Source organism: Endobacter medicaginis, assembly GCF_014192375.1.
GTDB classification, from domain to species: Bacteria; Pseudomonadota; Alphaproteobacteria; order Acetobacterales; family Acetobacteraceae; genus Endobacter; species Endobacter medicaginis.
The window spans coordinates 87,185-104,233 of sequence record NZ_JACHXV010000010.1 but is presented as its reverse complement, the minus strand read 5'-3'; the positions used below and the strand labels follow the sequence as shown (position 1 = coordinate 104,233).

At 69.0% G+C, this 17,049-nt stretch carries 15 protein-coding genes; 9 read left to right on the top strand and 6 right to left on the bottom strand.

Going from position 1 to position 17,049, the window contains the following annotated elements; translation table 11 throughout:
- Positions 1-227 precede the first annotated feature (227 nt).
- Together FHR90_RS12795 and FHR90_RS12790 are read left to right on the top strand one after the other, a co-directional pair.
- Positions 228-1,988 carry a TonB-dependent receptor domain-containing protein gene (locus FHR90_RS12795; RefSeq protein WP_176624304.1) on the top strand — a complete coding sequence of 587 codons (1,761 nt, stop codon included), beginning with the start codon at positions 228-230 and terminating at the stop codon, positions 1,986-1,988.
- 85 nt (positions 1,989-2,073) lie between these two features.
- Positions 2,074-2,292, top strand: coding sequence for a hypothetical protein (locus FHR90_RS12790; protein ID WP_176624303.1), 219 nt, complete (start codon positions 2,074-2,076; stop codon positions 2,290-2,292).
- Positions 2,293-2,298: 6 nt separating this feature from the next.
- Here FHR90_RS12790 and FHR90_RS12785 read toward each other — a convergent pair whose 3' ends face one another.
- Positions 2,299-3,282, bottom strand: a complete 984-nt coding sequence (locus FHR90_RS12785) for an asparaginase (RefSeq protein WP_176624301.1) — start codon at positions 3,280-3,282, stop codon at positions 2,299-2,301.
- A gap of 175 nt (positions 3,283-3,457) precedes the next feature.
- Between FHR90_RS12785 and FHR90_RS12780 the strand changes: the two genes are divergently transcribed.
- Positions 3,458-4,441 (top strand): GDP-mannose 4,6-dehydratase, encoded by a 984-nt coding sequence (locus tag FHR90_RS12780; protein ID WP_176624299.1) that lies wholly within the window; start codon positions 3,458-3,460, stop codon positions 4,439-4,441.
- A gap of 10 nt (positions 4,442-4,451) precedes the next feature.
- A complete protein-coding gene (locus FHR90_RS12775) occupies positions 4,452-5,375 on the top strand; it encodes a GDP-mannose 4,6-dehydratase (protein WP_183275346.1) in 924 nt (307 codons plus the stop codon).
- 10 nt (positions 5,376-5,385) lie between these two features.
- Here the strand turns inward: FHR90_RS12775 and FHR90_RS12770 are convergent, their stop codons facing one another.
- Together FHR90_RS12770 and FHR90_RS12765 are read right to left on the bottom strand one after the other, a co-directional pair.
- Positions 5,386-6,765 carry a tetratricopeptide repeat protein gene (locus tag FHR90_RS12770; protein ID WP_183275345.1) on the bottom strand — a complete coding sequence of 460 codons (1,380 nt, stop codon included), beginning with the start codon at positions 6,763-6,765 and terminating at the stop codon, positions 5,386-5,388.
- Positions 6,762-8,462, bottom strand: coding sequence for an AMP-binding protein (locus FHR90_RS12765; protein WP_176625684.1), 1,701 nt, complete (start codon positions 8,460-8,462; stop codon positions 6,762-6,764). Before FHR90_RS12765 ends, FHR90_RS12770 begins: the two co-directional genes overlap by 4 nt.
- Positions 8,463-8,674: 212 nt before the next feature.
- On the opposite strand from FHR90_RS12765, the gene FHR90_RS12760 reads away from it, so the two are divergent.
- Genes FHR90_RS12760 through FHR90_RS12750 form a run of 3 tightly spaced genes read left to right on the top strand, consistent with a single transcriptional unit; the run spans position 8,675 to position 10,664 of the window.
- Positions 8,675-8,944 (top strand): acyl carrier protein, encoded by a 270-nt coding sequence (locus FHR90_RS12760; protein WP_176625685.1) that lies wholly within the window; start codon positions 8,675-8,677, stop codon positions 8,942-8,944.
- Positions 8,941-10,401 carry a GDSL-type esterase/lipase family protein gene (locus FHR90_RS17745; RefSeq protein ID WP_183275344.1) on the top strand — a complete coding sequence of 487 codons (1,461 nt, stop codon included), beginning with the start codon at positions 8,941-8,943 and terminating at the stop codon, positions 10,399-10,401. Before FHR90_RS12760 ends, FHR90_RS17745 begins: the two co-directional genes overlap by 4 nt.
- 35 nt (positions 10,402-10,436) lie before the next feature.
- Complete coding sequence (locus FHR90_RS12750) at positions 10,437-10,664, top strand: hypothetical protein (RefSeq protein ID WP_176626070.1); 228 nt, start codon at positions 10,437-10,439, stop codon at positions 10,662-10,664.
- A gap of 14 nt (positions 10,665-10,678) precedes the next feature.
- Here the strand turns inward: FHR90_RS12750 and FHR90_RS12745 are convergent, their stop codons facing one another.
- A complete protein-coding gene (locus FHR90_RS12745) occupies positions 10,679-11,608 on the bottom strand; it encodes an isopenicillin N synthase family dioxygenase (RefSeq protein WP_176626072.1) in 930 nt (309 codons plus the stop codon).
- Positions 11,609-11,725: 117 nt separating this feature from the next.
- Here FHR90_RS12745 and FHR90_RS12740 point away from each other — a divergent pair, with 117 nt between their 5' ends.
- Together FHR90_RS12740 and FHR90_RS12735 are read left to right on the top strand one after the other, a co-directional pair.
- The gene (locus FHR90_RS12740; protein WP_183275343.1) at positions 11,726-13,756 is read left to right on the top strand and encodes a S9 family peptidase; all 2,031 of its coding nucleotides are present in this window, start codon (positions 11,726-11,728) and stop codon (positions 13,754-13,756) included.
- On the top strand, positions 13,753-14,679 hold the full coding sequence (locus FHR90_RS12735) for a nucleoside hydrolase (protein WP_176625172.1): 927 nt from the start codon (positions 13,753-13,755) through the stop codon (positions 14,677-14,679). Before FHR90_RS12740 ends, FHR90_RS12735 begins: the two co-directional genes overlap by 4 nt.
- A gap of 46 nt (positions 14,680-14,725) precedes the next feature.
- Here FHR90_RS12735 and folD read toward each other — a convergent pair whose 3' ends face one another.
- Together folD and FHR90_RS12725 are read right to left on the bottom strand one after the other, a co-directional pair.
- The gene (gene folD, locus FHR90_RS12730) at positions 14,726-15,619 is read right to left on the bottom strand and encodes a bifunctional methylenetetrahydrofolate dehydrogenase/methenyltetrahydrofolate cyclohydrolase FolD (protein WP_176625174.1); all 894 of its coding nucleotides are present in this window, start codon (positions 15,617-15,619) and stop codon (positions 14,726-14,728) included.
- On the bottom strand, positions 15,616-17,040 hold the full coding sequence (locus FHR90_RS12725) for a M20/M25/M40 family metallo-hydrolase (protein ID WP_246330246.1): 1,425 nt from the start codon (positions 17,038-17,040) through the stop codon (positions 15,616-15,618). Before FHR90_RS12725 ends, folD begins: the two co-directional genes overlap by 4 nt.
- Positions 17,041-17,049 lie beyond the last annotated feature (9 nt).

The following is a 17,049-nucleotide window of genomic DNA, read 5'->3' as shown; positions in this document are numbered from 1 at the left end:
CAATCGTTCCCGTGTTCGTCGTCATCGTCCTCACCCCTGAGGCGGAGACCGTCCGCTAACGGAGTGTCTCAAACAACCGTGGGGCGGAGGACCTCAACGGTCATGCCTATTACGACATCAACGACCATATCACCGCCTACATCGACGCCTACTACACCCACAAGGACACCCAGACACAGCTCGCCGGCCAGCCGATTTCTGGCACCGTCGACGGCTCGCAGGATTACGTGATTCCGCAGGGTAACCCCTATGCCGAGGCGCTTGGCATCGACGAGGACGTCTACGCGCTGCGTCGGTCGAACTTCCTTGGGCCGCGCGCCTATCAGACCGGCACCGACACCTACCAGATCACCGGTGGCCTGCGGGGCAACATCACCGGCACCTGGAACTACGATGCCTACTACAGCTATGGCCGCTCGACGACGCTGATCAAGCAGACCAATCAGGTCAATTTCGTCCATCTCGAACAGATGGCCGGCTTTCACAGCAACAACGATCCGAGCGATCTGGACTCCGGCTATTACGACCCGACCGTCTGCACCTCGCAGCCGGGCTGCGTATTGGCCAATCCGTTCGGCCCCTACACTGCCGCACAGCGCGCCTATGCCGGCTTTACCTCGCACGCGATGGCCTATAACCAGTTGCGCGATCTCGGCGTCACCATCACCAACAACCACCTCTACCAGTTGCCATACGGTCCGATCGGCGTCGCCGTCGGCATGGAGCATCGCGGCGAGGATGGCGCCTATCATCCCGACCCGATCATCCAGTCTGGTCAGTCGCTGTCCAACACCGAGCAGCCCACCGGCGGCGGCTTCAACGCCACCGAGGCGTTCGGCGAGCTGAACATCCCGATTCTGCGCAACATCAACTGGGCCAAGGACCTGTTCGTCGACGTCTCCGGCCGCTACTCGTCCTATAACCTCTATGGCTCGCAGTACAACTGGAAGGCGCAGATCAACTACGCGCCGACCCGCGACATCCGCTTCCGCGCCGATATCGGCACCGCCACCCGCCAGCCCTCGGTGCAGGAACTGTTCGGCGGCGTCATCCTCGGCTTCCCGTCGGCGACCGACCCCTGCGACAGCGGCCAGATCGGTACCTACGGCGCGCTCGAAGGCGTGGTGCAGGCCAACTGCGCCAAGGCGATCAAGAACTACTCCTCGTCGTTCAGCCAGACCGGCGCCGGCCAGGTGCCGACCAATTCGGGCGGCAATGCCGACCTCAAGCCCGAGACCGCGCGCACCTACACCATCGGCGTCGTTCTGACCCCGCGCTGGGTACCGAACCTGCTGGTGTCGATCGATTACTGGCATACCAAGATCGCCAACCAGATCGGCTCGGTCTCGACCCAGTACTATCTCGATGAGTGCTACACCTCGGCCAACTTCTCCTCGCCGTTCTGCTCTGGTGTCGCGGCGCGCTCGGCGACCACTGGCCAGCTCACCACCGTCACCGCGGTCGACCAGAACCTCGGCGAGGTGCGCACCAACGGCCTCGATGTCGACATGAGCTATCTGTGGCGCCTGCCGCATGGCCACTCGATCTCGGTGACCAACAGCCTCGTCGATACGATCGGCTACACCGCCCAGCAGATCAACGGCGGCGAATGGACCAACTACAAGGGTCGCCTGAACATCGGCGCCTATGGAGCGGCCTACCCGGTGATCCGTGACACCGTCTCGGCCACCTACGCCAAGGGTCCGTTCAGCCTGAGCTGGACCACCCGCTTCATCGACGGCATGAAGCTGTTCGACGGCTCCAACGACCTCGATTGCACGGAAAACCGCTACTGCCGTGTCAATGAGGTGTTCTACCACGACATCGGTGCCACCTATACTTGGCACAAGGTGACGTTCTCCGGCGGCGTGCAGAACCTGCTCAACAAGACTCCGCTGTTCGTGCCCGACGCGTCCACCAACACTGATCCGTCGGTCTACGACATCGTCGGCCGGATGTGGTACCTCAAGGCGCGCATGTCGTTCTGATCGCGGTTTTCGATCTGATATGAGAAGGGCCGGTGCGGCAGCGCATCGGCCCTTTTCCTTCATGCAGCACGCAAGGGACACATCCATGTCACCCAACGGTTCCTCCGCCAGACTGCTGGCGCTCGCGCTGCTGTGCGGCGGCCTCGCCGCCTGCGGCGAATATCACCCCGAATGGCACCACAACACCGAAGCCGCCTCTACCGGCAGCGCGATCGGCGGCGTCGACAGCGGCGACACGGTGGTCAAGGGCCTGTCCTCGCCAAGCCTGCAAGCTCGCACCGGCGCGATCGGCGGCACGCGCTGAGCCGGCTCATAACGTGGCGAAACACCACTCCGCTTCCACCCCCGCCGCCAGTGCCAGCATCAGCAATATACGCGCCTTCTGCGGATTGAGGCTGCCGGCTGCGATGAACCCGGCCTCGTCCAGCGCCGGCCGGGGCGCAACCCGACCACCGGCACCGCGTACGCCCTGCACGATGGCGATGCCCCGCGCCCGCGCCTCGTGCAGGGCAGCCTCCTCCTCGGGCGTCACCAACCCCGGCACCAACCCGGCCGAGACGATCCCCCTCGCCCCGGCGGCAGCGAAGGCGCGCACCGCCACCCCGTCGGCGCCCGCATAGGCATAGGCGATGTCCACCCGCGGCAACGCCCCGTCGAAGCCGGCGAAGGGGCTGGCTCGTGCGTGCGGCCGCAGCGGGCGGCGCTGCATCACCACGCGGTCGCCATCCACCACCCCCAGCGGCCCGGCTTCCGGGCTGGTGAAGGCGTTGAGCCGGTAGGTCGAGGTCTTGCTCACCTCGCGCGCAGAGTGGATCTCGTCGTTGAGCACCACCAGCACGCCCGAATGACGCGCTTCCGGGCTCGCCGCCACCCGAAGGGCCGCGTGGAGATTGGCAGGCCCGTCCGCCCCCACCGCGCTGGCCGGACGCTGTGCGCCCGTCAGCACCACGGTCTGGCTCACCTCCAGCACGAGGTTCAGATACCAGGCGGTCTCCTCCAGCGTGGACGTGCCGTGCAGGATCACGAAGCCGGCCAGTTCCGGACGCGCTGCGGCCGCCACGCGGATCATCCGCGCCAGTTCGCGCCAGGTGTCGGGGCCGATCTTCTCGCTGCCGACCGGCGTGAACGGCAGGACGTGCAGTTCCAGCCCCGAACGCGCCGATTCCGGCAGCCGGGCGACCAGTTCGTCCGCCGCGAGCTTGCGACCGCGCTCGTCATAGCCGAGCACGTCGAGCGGGTCGTGCGCCTCGGAGGCAATGGTGCCGCCGGTGCCGATGATGGCGATGGCGGTCATGCGCGGTGTTCCCGCAGACCCCGACCGCCGCCATGATACGGCGCATAAACTTTCAGAAGTTCTTTGGTTCTTTCTTTCAAGAAAGAACAATTCCCTTTTCCGCCCGGCATGGACGCCTCTCCCGCAATCGGCTAGGCCAGCGGCCGAACTGTCACCCAAGCTCGGGGAATGTCCGATGCCCACAGCCCTCATTACCGGCATCACCGGCCAGGATGGCGCCTACCTTGCCGGGCTGCTGCTCGACAAGGGCTATCGCGTCGTCGGCCTGATGCGTCGCTCGGCGTCCGCCGACGTGATCGGCGAGCGCCTGCGCTGGCTGGGCATCATCGATCGCGTCGAGCTGCGCGACGGCAACCTCACCGACCTGTCCAGCCTGATCCGCATCGTCGCCGATGTCGCTCCCGACGAGGTCTACAACCTCGCCGCCCAGAGCTTCGTCGCCGCGTCGTGGCAGCAGCCGCTGCTGACCGGCACCGTCACCGGCATCGGGGCGGCCAACATGCTCGAGGCGGTGCGCATCGCCCGGCCGCAGGCGCGCTTCTATCAGGCCTCGTCCTCGGAGATGTATGGCCTGATCCAGGAGAAGGTGCAGAACGAGCGTACGCCGTTCTACCCGCGCAGCCCCTATGCGGTCGCCAAGCTGTACGCGCACTGGATGACGGTGAATTACCGCGAGAGCTTCGGGCTGCATGCCTCGTCGGGCATCCTGTTCAACCATGAGAGCCCGCTGCGCGGCATCGAGTTCGTCACCCGCAAGGTCACTGACGGCGTCGCCCGGATCAGCCTCGGCCTGGCGAAGGAGCTGTCCCTGGGCAATCTCGACGCCACCCGCGACTGGGGCCATGCGCGCGACTATGTGCGCGGCATGTGGCTGATGCTCCAGCAGGAGACGCCTGACGACTACGTGCTCGCCACCGGGCGCACCACCTCGATCCGTGAGCTGTGCCGGATCGCCTTCTCCTGCGCGGGGCTGAACTATCTCGACCATGTGGTAAGTTCGGCCAGCCTGATGCGGCCGGCCGAGGTCGATGTGCTGCTCGGTGATGCGTCGAAGGCGCGAGACCGGCTCGGCTGGGTGGCGGAGACCTCGCTGGAGACGATGATCGCGGAGATGGTGGAGGCCGATCTCGCCCGCCATCGTGCCCGCCTGCCGCGCTGAGCCGCGCGCCATGCAAACGATCCTGCTCACCGGCGCGAGCGGGTTCGTCGGGCGCCATCTGCGTGCGGCCCTGGCGGCCGGGCTGCCCGGGGCGACGATCCTCACCCCCGCCCTGGACCTCACCGATCCGGCTTCGGTGGACCGAGCGGTGAGCGAGACGCGGCCTGATGCGTGTGTGCATCTGGCCGCGGTCGCGGCGATCGGCGTCGCGCGTGATGATCCTCGCACGGCCTGGGCGGTCAATCTCGACGGGACGCTGACCCTCGCCCGGGCGCTGCGCACGCATGCGCCCGGCGCGCTGATGCTGCACGTCTCCAGCGCGGATGCCTATGGCGCGACATTCCGCAGCGGGCTGGCGCTTGACGAGAGCGCGGCCTTCGCCCCACTCAACACCTATGGCGCGACCAAGGCCGCGGCCGATCTCGCTCTGGGCGCGCTCGCCGCCGAATGGGGGGAGGCGCCGCGCATCATCCGGCTGCGGCCGTTCAACCATACCGGTCCGGGGCAGGGGGGCGATTTCGCGGTGCCGGCCTTCGCCCGACAGCTCGCCGCGATCGCGCATGGCCGGCAGGCGCCGGTGCTGCGGGTGGGCAATCTCGATGCCGCGCGCGACTTTCTCGACGTGCGCGATGTCTGCGACGCCTATGTCGCGGTGTTGCGCGATGGCGCCGGCCTCGCGCATGGCAGCGTGCTGAATATCGCCTCCGGGATCCCACGCCGGATCGGCGAGGTGCTGGATCGGCTGATCGGGCTGTCGGGCCTGGCAGTGCGGATCGAGACCGACCCGGCGCGGCTGCGGCCGAGCGACATCCCGATCGCCGTGGGCGATGCCACGCGGGCGCGCGCGCTGCTGGGCTGGGCGCCGCGCATCCCTTGGGATCAGACGCTGCGCGACGTGCTCGACGACGCCCTCGCGCAGCACTCTGCCGGCTGACGCCCGGCGGTCAGGCGCTGGCGGCGAGAAGCTGCCTGCGGTCCGCGGCTTCCGGCAGGCGGATCGCCGGCAGCACCAGGCTCCAGCTCGCGGTGTCGATCACCGGCTCCGGCGTTGTGTAGAGTTTGCCGATATAGGCAACCTGGCTCCACGCATCGAGATCGATGACCGTGCCCGGAGGGTGTGCGGCATCGGCGGTGCGGAAGCCGAGCACACGGTTGGGGCCGAAGCGCCTGAGCTGCGCCGAAAGTGCGAGCAGCTTGTCGTCGACGAGCTCGGCGTCGCGTTCCTTGAACACGAACAGCCGGTCGCCGGCACTGAGCTGGGCGAGCAGCTTGCGCTTGAGCACGTTGACCCGCGCGCGCTGCCGCTTGAGCAGCAGCGCCTCGCTCATCTCGCCCTTGTAGATGAAGCTGTGGGTCCAGAAATAGCCGCGCCGGTCGCGCACCATGTATTCGGCACCCTCCAGCTCGAGCTCGATATGATCGAGATCGTCAAGCGGGGCGAGGTCGGCGGCGAGCAGCTCGAGCAGGCGCTCGGAGTAGCTGAACCGCATCAGGCTGGCGGGCTCGAGACCGTAATGGCGTTGCAGCAGACCGAATTCGCAGTCGCCGCCGAGGCTCTCCATTCGGTCGAGGATCGCGACAAGGTGGTCGCTGCCGGCGGTGTCGCTGTTGACCACCGGTCGCGCCGGGCCGCGCTGTGCGCCGTTGGCCACGGCGTCGTTGGCGGGCTGTGCCGCCGCCCCGACCGCGGCAGGCGAGGCGGCGGGGGCGTCATGCTCCCGGCCTTCCTCGGCGAGCTTCATCGCCGCCTGGCCGCGGCGGCCGATCAGGTCGGCATCGCCCGGGCGCAGCGCGACGACCTGGTCCCAGCGCCGCAACGCCTCGGCGAAGGCCCCGCGCATCTCCGCCAGGACCGCGGCAATGACATGCAGCTGTACCACCTCGGGATTCCGGCCGATCGCCGTCTCGATCATGGATCCGGCGTGGTCGAAATCGCCGCTCATCGCATGGGCGCGTGCCGCTTCGGCCATCAGTTCCGGCGACAGCTCGGTCCTGCCGAGCAGGGCCGACCAGCGCCGCGCCGCGAGTGCCCAGTCATCGCACTCGCCGGCCACCAGCGCGTGATGCGCGGCGATCTCGACATCGTCGGGAAACAGCAGGCTGGCCGCCGACAGGATCGAGGCGGCGGCCGCAAACCGGCCCAGCAGGCGCAGGGCATGCGCCATGCCGGCGAGGTTGTCGCGATCGAAGCCGACCTGCGCCTGCGCCTGCTGCCAGGCCGCCAGCGCGCCGCCATGATCGCCTTCGGCCTCACGCTGCCGCGCGGCGGCGACACAGGCGCTGACGTCGTTGGCAACGGCCATGGAGGGGGTGATCGCGTTCATGCCGGCACCGCCTGCGGCCGGAGGGAGACGGGCGCGCCGCCCTGCCTGAGGGAGAGATAGAGCTCGCGATTGTCCTTGCGGCTGAGCTTGCCCGAGGTGGTCTTGAGCAGATGTCCGACAGGCAGGATCTCGATATGGCGCAACGACAGCTCGACGCGGTCGAACACCACCTTGCGGATGGTCTGTCGCAGTTCCGCGATCGCGGCCGGATCGACCAGCTCGGTCTCGGCGAGCAGGATCGCCTCCTCGCTCGGTGCACCGGGCTCCTGCACGCCGAAGGCCACCGCACGGCCCGGCTTGACGCCGGGAATGTCGGAGACGATGCCCTCGAGATCGGTCGCATAGTAGTTGCGGCCATGCACGATCAGCATCTCCTTGATGCGGCCGCACACATAGACCTCGCCGTCGAGCATGAAGCCCTGGTCGCCGGTGCGGAACCAGCCGTCGTCGAAGGCCTCCGTGGTCGCCGCGTCGTTGAGGTAGTAGCCGGAGAACACATAGGCCCCGCGCACCTGGATCTCGCCGATATCCTCGCCCGGGGCGGCGTCGATACGGGCCTCGATATTGGGGAAGATGCGGCCGCAGGAGACGAAGCTGGTCGAGCGCGGGCTGCCGGGCTCGACGCGGCGGATGCGACGCGCCGCGGTGAAGGCCGGCAGGTCGACATGCACCACCGAGGCATCGGCGCTCATCGGCGTCTGGCTCACGCCGAGCACCGTCTCGGCCATGCCGTAGGCGACCTGGAGCGCGCCGTCGCGCAGCCCGGCAGGGCCGAACACCTCGCGGAACCGGCGCATCGTCTCCTCCTTGGGCGGCTCGGAGGCGTTGATGAAGGCGCGCATCGACGAGACGTCGTAGGTGCGGCGCCTGTCGCGGGTGCGGGCGAGGTGACTGAAGGCGAAGTTGGGCAGGAAGCAGTGCGTGCCGCGATGCTCGGCGATCAGGTCGAGGAACATGTCGGGTCGCGCGAGCCAGTCGAACGGGTCGATCGCCACGATGCTGCCGCCGCGCACGAACGGCATCAGGAAGCAGGCGATCAGACCCATGTCGTGATAGATCGGCAGCCAGGTGATGAAGACGCAGTCCGCGTCGATGTCGCCGGCGGCGGAGAAATCGGCGATCTGGCTGCGGATCTGCTCGTGGCGCAGGATCACGCCCTTCTTCAGCCCGGTGGTTCCGGAGCTGTGCTGGAGCAGGGCGATGTGGTCGTCGCCCTCGACCTCCTCGAGGGCGGGGAGGGCGACATCGGGTACCGGCTGTGCTGCGAAGCCGTCGAGATCGAGCACATGGCCGCATGCGCCCTCGGTCATGCCGGCGAGGATGCCGACATTGGCGCCGTAGCTGATGATCGCCGAAGGCCGCACCCGGGCCAGCAGGATGTCATGCGTCTGCCAGTACTGCGCGGCATCCTGTTTCGGTGTCGGGTAGGGCAGGAAGGAGGGGACCAGACCGGCGCGCATCGCGCCGAGAAAGGCCACATAGGCCTCGTGACGGTGCTTGAGCACGAAGAATACCACGCTGCCGCGCGGCAGGCCGAGCCCGATCAGCCGCCGTGCCCAGTCCTCGATGCCGGCGACGACATCGGCGAAGCTCAGCACCGTCCAGGCGCCGTCCTTCAGCACCCTGAAGGCGATGTCGCCGGGGCGTTGCGAGGCGTGGACATAGGCTGCCGTGAGAACCTTTCGCGTCATCGTCATGCCGGAGACCATTTCGTTGTTACAATAAGTGAAACTATGGACCCGGATGCTACCGTTGTATCATTTGTGGCGCCGGGCTACACGCTATGCGGGAAGTATGGCTCATTCTGGCGAGATGATAAACTTTTTTAGATAAACCATGCTAAAAAATCTTTCCGTGTGCCGCCGCGATGCGACGCATGGGGATCGGATCCCCCTGGTGGAGCGACATGATGACGACCCGAACGATCGACCACACGCAGACCGCGAGCGACATCGAGCGGATCCTCAGCGAGGAGCTGGAAGCACCTGCCCGGCAGCTCGAGCCGCACGAGATGCTGGCTGATCTGCCGGGCTGGGACTCGGTGAGCATGTCCTGTGTCGTGCTGGCCATCGAGCGGCATTTCGACGTCCAGTTCAGCGGCGATGAGCTCGAGGCGCTGTCGGATTTCGGCGCGCTGGTCGCGACCGTCGATCGCAAGCGCGCCGTCCGGGCGGCGTGACGCCGCGCCTGCTGGTCGCCAGCCGCTGCCTGTCGGGCGGCGCAGGCGGACAGCCCGATCTGTCGCTCCGGCGGCTGGATGACGGCGCGTTCCGCACCTTCGATTTCACGGCGGGCGGTTTCAGGGCGGGCGATGTCAAGGCGGGCGAGCGGGGGCGCGACATGGCGGCGATCGCCCGGTTTCTCGGCGACCGGCCCGGCCGCGTCGAGCGCATCCACGACCAGATCGGGGGCGGCTGGCTGCAACCGGCGCCGGGCACGCTCGGGCCGATGCTGCTCGCGGAACAGACCACCGACGGGCTGGCAGGGCTGCTGTTCGACAATGGCGGCGCCTTCGAGGGCGCGCCCGACCCGGCCGCCCGGGCCCATCACGCGGTCAGCCTCGAGGCGGCCCTGCCGGCCCTTGATCCGGCGCGGGGCCTCACCCTGGTGGTCGCGCTGCGGCTCGGCAACGTCGCCTCCACGGCGCCGGCGGAGCTGCTGCGGTTCTCGGGCGGCGCCTCGCCGCCGCTGGCGCTGATGGCAGGGCGCGTCGATCCGTCGCGGGACGAGGTCGGCGCCGATGATCTCAGCCTGTTCGGCTGCCTCGGTCTCGATCTCGTGCCGGCACCGCCCTCGACCCCCTCCGTGCTCGGCCTGTCGCTGCGGGACGGGATGGCCAGCGTGCTGGTGCGCGGCACGGTCACCGCACTGCCCGTCGCGGTGCCGGCGGGGTGCGCCTTCGACCGACTGTGCCTCGGCAGCACGGTGCCCGGTGCAGGGGCCGGGATGCAGGTCGACGCCGTGGCGGTGTTCGACACCGCGCTCGATGCCGCGCGCCTTCAGGAGGCGGCCGCCTGGCTTGGCCCGCGCACCGTGCCCGGCGACCGCGGCATCCTGGTGCTGGATGGCAGCAGCATCGAGGCCGGGATGGGCAGCAGCGGCCTGCGCAACCAGACGCGGCTCTACGAGACGGCGCTGCCCGGCGTGGAGATCGTCAATGTCGCGGTCGGAGGTGCCACCATCGCCGACCGGCTGGCCGCGCTGCCGGGCACGCTTCGCCTGCTGCTGCAGGCCCCGGGGCCGCACATGCTGCTGTGCGGGGTGGGTGCGAACTCGCTGCTCGGCGGACTGGCGCCCGAGCAGGCCTATGCGCAGATCACCGCCTATGTCGGCCTCGCGCGGCGGGCGATGCCGGGCTTGCGCATCGGGCTGGTGACGCTGACCCCGGCCGCGGCGGCGCTCGCCGGCGGGTTCGGCGACCGTTTCGAGGCCTACAACGCGCTGCTGCGCGCCAATGCCGCCGGTGCGGATTTCATTTCCGACCGCGCCGCCGACCCGGTGATGGGCGACCCGGCGCGATACTGGCCGATCGATCCTGTCGTCAGCCGCGATGGCGGCCATCCGACCGATGCCGGGCATCGCCGGCTGGCGGCGATTGACATCGCGGCGATGCACCGCATCCTTGCGGTTGCATGATGCCGCCCCGGCATCCTGGAAGCGATGGATCGATCATGCCGGATATGTCTGCGAAGCTTGCTCTCGACCTGCTGGCCCACGCCCATGCCTTTGCCGAGGTCGAACTCGGTCAGGCCGAGATCACCGTCACCCTGTCGGGGGGTGCGGAGTTCACCGGCGTTGTCGCTGTGGCCGAGGAGACGCGCGACGTGCTGGTGCTGCGCGAGGGCGCGGTGCGTCACGTGATGATCCTCAGCCAGGTCGTGGCTGTCTCGGTCGGCTGAAGGCCCGACCGGGTTCAGGCCAGCCGGATCTCGCGCAGCCGTTCCTCGAGATAGGCCTGCGCGGTGATCGGCTCCGGATAGAGATCGGGGTGGGCGGCATCGATGCAGCCGGGCAGGGTGCGGATCAGGTAGTCCATATTGGGTGCGAGGAAGAACGGCATCGAATAGCGGCTGGCGGTCGCCTTCTCTCCGGCGGGATTGACCACCCGGTGCGTCGTCGAGGGATAGCGGTGGTTGGTCAGTCGCTGCATCATGTCGCCGACATTGACCACCAGCACGCCCGGCTGCGCCTCGATCGGCAGCCAGGTTCCGTCACGGGTGAGGATCTCGAGGCCGGATTCGGTCGCCCCCACCAGCAGGGTGATCAGGCTGATGTCCTCATGCGCCTCGGCACGCACCGCAGGCAGGTCCTCGGGGCGCACCGGGGGATAATGCAGGGCGCGCAGGATCGAGTTCCCCATGTCGGTGATCGGCGCGAAGAACCCGCTCCCCAGCCCGAGATCGAGCGCCATCGCCGACAGCACGCGCTGGCCGGCCGCTTCCATGGTCGCATAGAGCGCGAGTGCATTGTCGCGGAACCCGGCCGGCTCGTCGGGCCAGACATTGGGGGTGAGGATGTCGGCGCGTGGATGGTCGGCCGGCACGCCGTCGCGGCCGACATGCCAGAATTCCTTGAGGTCGGGGATGGTCGAGGTCTTGGCCGTCTCCACCTTGAAGCCGACATAGCCACGCCCGCCGCCGCGCGCATAGCCGCGCTTGACCGCGTCCGGCAGCGCGAAGAAGCGGCGGAAATCCTCGTAGGCGGCCTCGATCCGCGCCGCCTCGATGCCGTGATGCGAGAAGCAGCAGAACCCGAAGCGGCGATAGGCCGCGCCGAGTTCGGCGACGAAGCTGTCTCGATCGGTGTCGAGACGGCGCAGGTCGAGGGTGGGAACGCGGTCCATCGCAGCCAGTCCGGAAAAAAGAGGGGATCGAAGACGGGATCGCATCCTACCCCTCCTGACCGGATGGACAAAATCCTGTGCGCGCGCACCATGGCGGCCCGTCCATGTGGGGATCCGATGACCGTTCTGCCGTCCGCCGGGGTGCCAGCCCCGTTTCGCCACGCCGCCCTCGCGCTTGCCGCCGTTGCGGGGCTGATCGGTTGCGCCCATGCCGCCCCCGCCGCCGGCGAGACCGCCGTGCGCGCGCTGACCGTTGCGCCGGATGGCCGCGGTTTCGCCGCCATCCGCCTGCTGCCGGCCGCGGCCGGGGTGGAGCCGATCACCCAGCTCGCCCTTGCGGCACTGCCGGCCGACGGGCTCGCCACCCTGCATCCGCTCGCCCTGCCCTGTGCCGGGGCGGCCTGCCGCCCTGCCGATCCCGCCTTCTCCCGTGACGGCAAGCGCCTCGCCTTCGTGCTGCGCAAGCCCGGCAGCGCGCATCAGTTCCTCTACGAGACCACCGTGCAGGCCACGGGAGAGGGGGCTGCGCCGAAACTGCTGCTCGATTTCGACGGCACGCTCGCCGATCCGCGCTATGCGCCCGACGGCACGCTCGCCGTCCTCGCCACCGCCGGCGCCCACAAGCTGCCCGGCGCCACCCAGGCCGCGGCCGCGCTGTCGGGCGAGATCGGCGAGACCGAGGACGAGCAGCGAATCGCCACGGTGGCGGCCGGCACGCTGACCTGGCGCTCGCCGGACCATCTCTACGTCTATCAGTATGACTGGGTGGTCGATCCGAAGGGTGGCGAGAGCGGCTTCGTGGCCACCGCCGCGCCAGGCAATGGCGACAACAACTGGTGGATCGCCAAATTGCTGCGCATCGGCCCGCAGGGGACGACCTCGGTGCTATGGGCGCCGCCGCCCAGCGTGCAGCTCGCCGATCCGGTGGTGTCGGCCGATGCGCGAACCGTGTCGGTGATCGGCGGCCTCATGAGCGATTTCGGTTCGACGGGCGGCGATCTCTACACGCTGTCGCTCGATCATCCCGGCAGTCCGGTGAACCAGACGCAAGGCAGCCATCTGACCATGACCGGCCTGCGTGGCGGCTGCGCAGAGAACCCCGAACTGCTCACCGCCTCCGCGCTGTCCGGCGCCAATACGCAGATCCTGCGCTTCGAACCGGGGGCGGACCCCACGGCCGGCCATGCCAGCCCGACGCGCCAGCTCGCCTCCGGCCCCGACGGGCTTCGCGCACTCGCCTGCGGGGGCGGCACCATCCTCGCCGCGCGCGAGGATTTCACCACCCGACCGGAGATCGCGCGCCTCGATGCCGATCACCACTGGCGGGCGATCACCGACGCCAATGCCGCCCTCGCCCCGCTGCCCTACACAGCGCGCAGCCTGAGCTGGCACAGCGACGGCTTCGACGTGCAGGGCTGGTTGCTGGCGCCGAAGGATCTCGACCCGAAGATCAGGCATCCGCTGATCGTGTCGATCCATGGCGGGCCGTCGGCCGCCAGCACCCCGCGCGCCATCGACCGCAATGGCGAGGATGCCGCCCTGCTCGACGCCGGCTACATGATCCTCGCCCCCAACCCTCGTGGCAGCTTCGGCCAGGGCGAGGCCTTCGCGCGGGCCAACCGGCGCGATTTCGGCCATGGCGACCTGCGCGACATCCTTGCCGGCGTCGATACCGCCATCCGGCAGGCCGGAGCCGATCCGGATCGGCTCGGGGTGATGGGCTATTCCTATGGCGGTTACATGACGATGTGGACGGTCACGCAGACCGACCGCTTCAAGGCTGCCGTCGCCGGAGCCGGCGTTTCGGACTGGCAGTCCTATTATGGTGAGAACGGCATCGACGGCTGGATGATCCCGTTCTTCGGCGCCTCGGTCTATGACGACCCGGCGATCTACGCGAAATCCTCGCCGATCGCCTTCGTGCGGCAGGTGAAGACCCCGACTTTCATCTACGTGGGCGGCGCGGATGTCGAATGTCCGATGCCGCAGAGCCAAGAGTTCTACCACGCTCTGCACACGCTCGGCGTGCCGGTCTCCTTCGTCGTCTATCCGGGCCAGGGTCACGGCATGGCGAGTGCCGCCGATCGCGAGGATGCCCGCAAACGCACGCTGGCCTGGTTCGACCGCTGGCTGAAGGTGGCGAAATGATCGAGACCATCTTCGACACCGATCCGGGCATCGACGATGCGATGGCGCTGGCCTTCCTCGCCCGACGGCCGGAATTCGACCTGCGCGGCATCACCACCGTGCTCGGCAATGCGCGGATCGAGACCGTCACCCGCAACGCGCTGGTCCTGCGCCAGCGCTTCGGTCTCGCCGCCCCGGTCGCGAAGGGGGCGGCCGATACGCTGCGCGGGCGCGGCGACGAAGAAGCGCTGCATGTGCATGGCGCCAACGGGCTCGGCGACATCGTCCTGCCGGATGGTCCGTTCGAGGGGCTCGATCCGCGGCCGGCGCATCACTTCATCATCGACGCTCTGCGCGCCCGACCGGGAGCGATCACGCTGATCGCGGTCGGACGGCTGACCAACCTCGCCCTCGCCCTGCGCACCGCCCCCGAGATCGTCTCTATCGCCCGGGGTGTGGTGGTGATGGGCGGCGCGTTCGGCTTCAGCGGCCATACCGGCAACGTGCGCCCGCATGCCGAGGCCAACATCTCCGGCGACCCGGAGGCGGCGGATGCGGTGTTCACGGCCGGCTGGCCCGTCACCATCGTCGGTCTCGACGTGACCGAGGAGGTGATCCTCGACGCCGGCTTCCTCGACCGGCTCGGCGAACGCGGCGGTGCGGACGGGGCGTTCCTGCGCGACATCTCCCGCTTCTACCAGCGCTTCCATCGCGAGCGGGTCGGCATCGACGGCATCTACGGCCATGATTTCCTCGCCGTGGCCGTCGCGATGCGTCCCGATCTGTTCGAGACCCGCCGCGGCACGGTCCGCGTCGTCTGCGAGGGCGCGTTCGACGGCCGTACCGTGCTCACGGAAGGGCCCGGGCCGTGCACGGTCTGCATCGGCGTCGATGCCCGCGCGATCCTGACGCTTTATGCGCAGACGTTCGGGGTCGCGAGGTGACGGCGATCTCGGCAGCTGTCGCTTGCTGGCCGAGCCGTCTGCGCGGCTAGGCCAGCAGTCGCGCCCGGCGCAGCTCGGCGGCCTTGAGCGTGTTCGCCAGTAGGCAGGCGATGGTCATCGGCCCGACGCCGCCCGGCACCGGAGTGATATGGGCGGCGATGCCTTGTGCGGATTCGTAATCCACGTCGCCGACGAGCTGGCTCTTGCCGGCTGGGGTCTCGACGCGGTTGATGCCGACATCGATCACCGTCGCCCCCGGCTTCAGCCAGCCGCCCGCGATCAGCTTCGGCCGGCCCACCGCGGCGACCACGATGTCGGCGGCACGTACCGCATCCGGCAGGTCGCGGGTGCTGCCATGGGCGATGGTGACGGTGCAGTTCGCACCCAGCAGCAATTGCGCGACCGGCTTGCCGACCAGGATCGAGCGGCCGATCACCAGCGCATTCGCGCCGCGCAGGGCTTCGCGGCCGAGGGTCTGCTCCAGCAGGATCAGGCAGCCCAGCGGCGTGCAGGGCACCAGACCCGCCAGCCCGTTCGCCAGCCGCCCGGCATTGACCACATGCAGCCCGTCGACGTCCTTGTCCGGGTCGATCGCGGCGATCACCCGGGCGGTGTCGATATGCTTCGGCAGTGGCAGCTGCACGAGGATGCCGTCCACCTCGGGATCGGCATTGAGCTCGGCCACCAGGTGCAGCAGGGCGGCCTGGTCGATATCGGCCGGCAGGTGGTGACCGATCGAGCGCATCCCCACCGCCTCGGTCTGACGCTGCTTGTTGCGCACATAGACCTGGGAGGCTGGGTCCTCACCGACCAGCACCACGGCGAGTGCGGGCCGCCGGTGGCCGGAGGCGGTCCATTCGGTGACCTTCGCCGCCGTTTCCGCGCTCAGCGCGGCTGCCGCCGCCTTGCCGTCGATGCGCTGCGTGTCGATGCGTGTCATGCGTCGGCCTTCACCGTGCCGAGGGCCGCGAGCACGCGGATCCAGGAGCGGATGCCATGGTGGAAGCTGTCGACATCGTATTTCTCGTTCGGCGAGTGGATGCGGTCATCGGCGCGGGCAAAGCCGATCAGCAGCGTCTCCACCCCGAGCGTGTCGAGCAGAAGGGTGGCGACCGGGATCGAGCCGCCGGAGGCGACCACCGCGGCCTTGTGGCCCCATTCCTCGCCGAGTGCGGCGAGGGCGGCGCGCAGCCACGGCCCGTCCAGCGGCAGCGACACCGCGCGCGAGCCGCCATGCGGGTGGAAGGTGGCGGTGACGTCCGGCGGCAGCCGGTCGGTGACGTGCTTTCGGAAGGCGCTCCGGATCGCGTCCGGATCCTGGGTGCCGACCAGCCGGAACGAAACCTTGGCCATCGCCTCCGCCGGCAGCACGGTCTTGAACCCGTCGCCGGTATAGCCGCCGGAGATGCCGTTGATCTCGCAGGACGGCCGCACCCAGACCTGCTCCATCGCCGAGAAGCCGCGCTCGCCGGCAGCCTGGCTCAGACCATAGGGCGACAGCATCGCTGCATCGTCGTCGAGGCCGAGAGTCGCCCATTGCGCACGCAGCGCCTCGGGGATCACCGGCACGCCGTCATAGAAACCCGTCAGGGTGACGCGGCCGTCCGCGTCGCGCAGATCGGCGAGGATACGGGCGAGAATGGCGATCGGGTTGGCCGCCGCATTGCCGAACATGCCGGAATGCAGGTCGCGGTCGGCGGCGCGCAGCACCACCTCCTCGCCGACCAGCCCGCGCAGCATCGCGCAGATCGCCGGCACCCGGCCGGGCAGCATGTCGGTGTCGCAGATCAGCGCGACGTCGCAGGCGAGCTCTTCGGCGTTGTCGGCGAGGAAGCCGGGCAGGTTGGCACCGCCGCTCTCCTCCTCGCCCTCGATCAGCAGGCTGACGCGCACCGGCAGCTCGAGACCGGTCTCGCGCAGCGCACGCAGCGCCTCGACGAAGGTCAGCACCTGACCCTTGTCGTCGGAGGCCCCGCGCGCGACCACCCGGCGGGCGTCGCCTTCGCCCTCGAATTTCGGCTCGAAGGGCGGGCTGTGCCACAGCGACAGCGGATCGACCGGCTGCACGTCGTAATGGCCGTAGAACAGCACGTGCGGGCGGTGGTCGTCCGGGCCGCCGCCAGGTGCATGTGCCACCACGATCGGGTGGCCGGCCGTCTCGCGCAGGCTGGCATCGAGTCCGAGCCCGGTCAGTTCGCCTGCGAGCCACTGCGCCGCGGCGCGGCAGTCGCCGGCATGGGCGGGCTGGGTGGAGATCGACGGGATGCGCAGCAGGTTGAACAGACGCTCAAGGCTGGCATCGAGGCCCGCATCGGCAGCGCGGAGGGCGTCGCCAATGCGGGCAGGCAGGGTGTCGGGCAAGTCGATGGG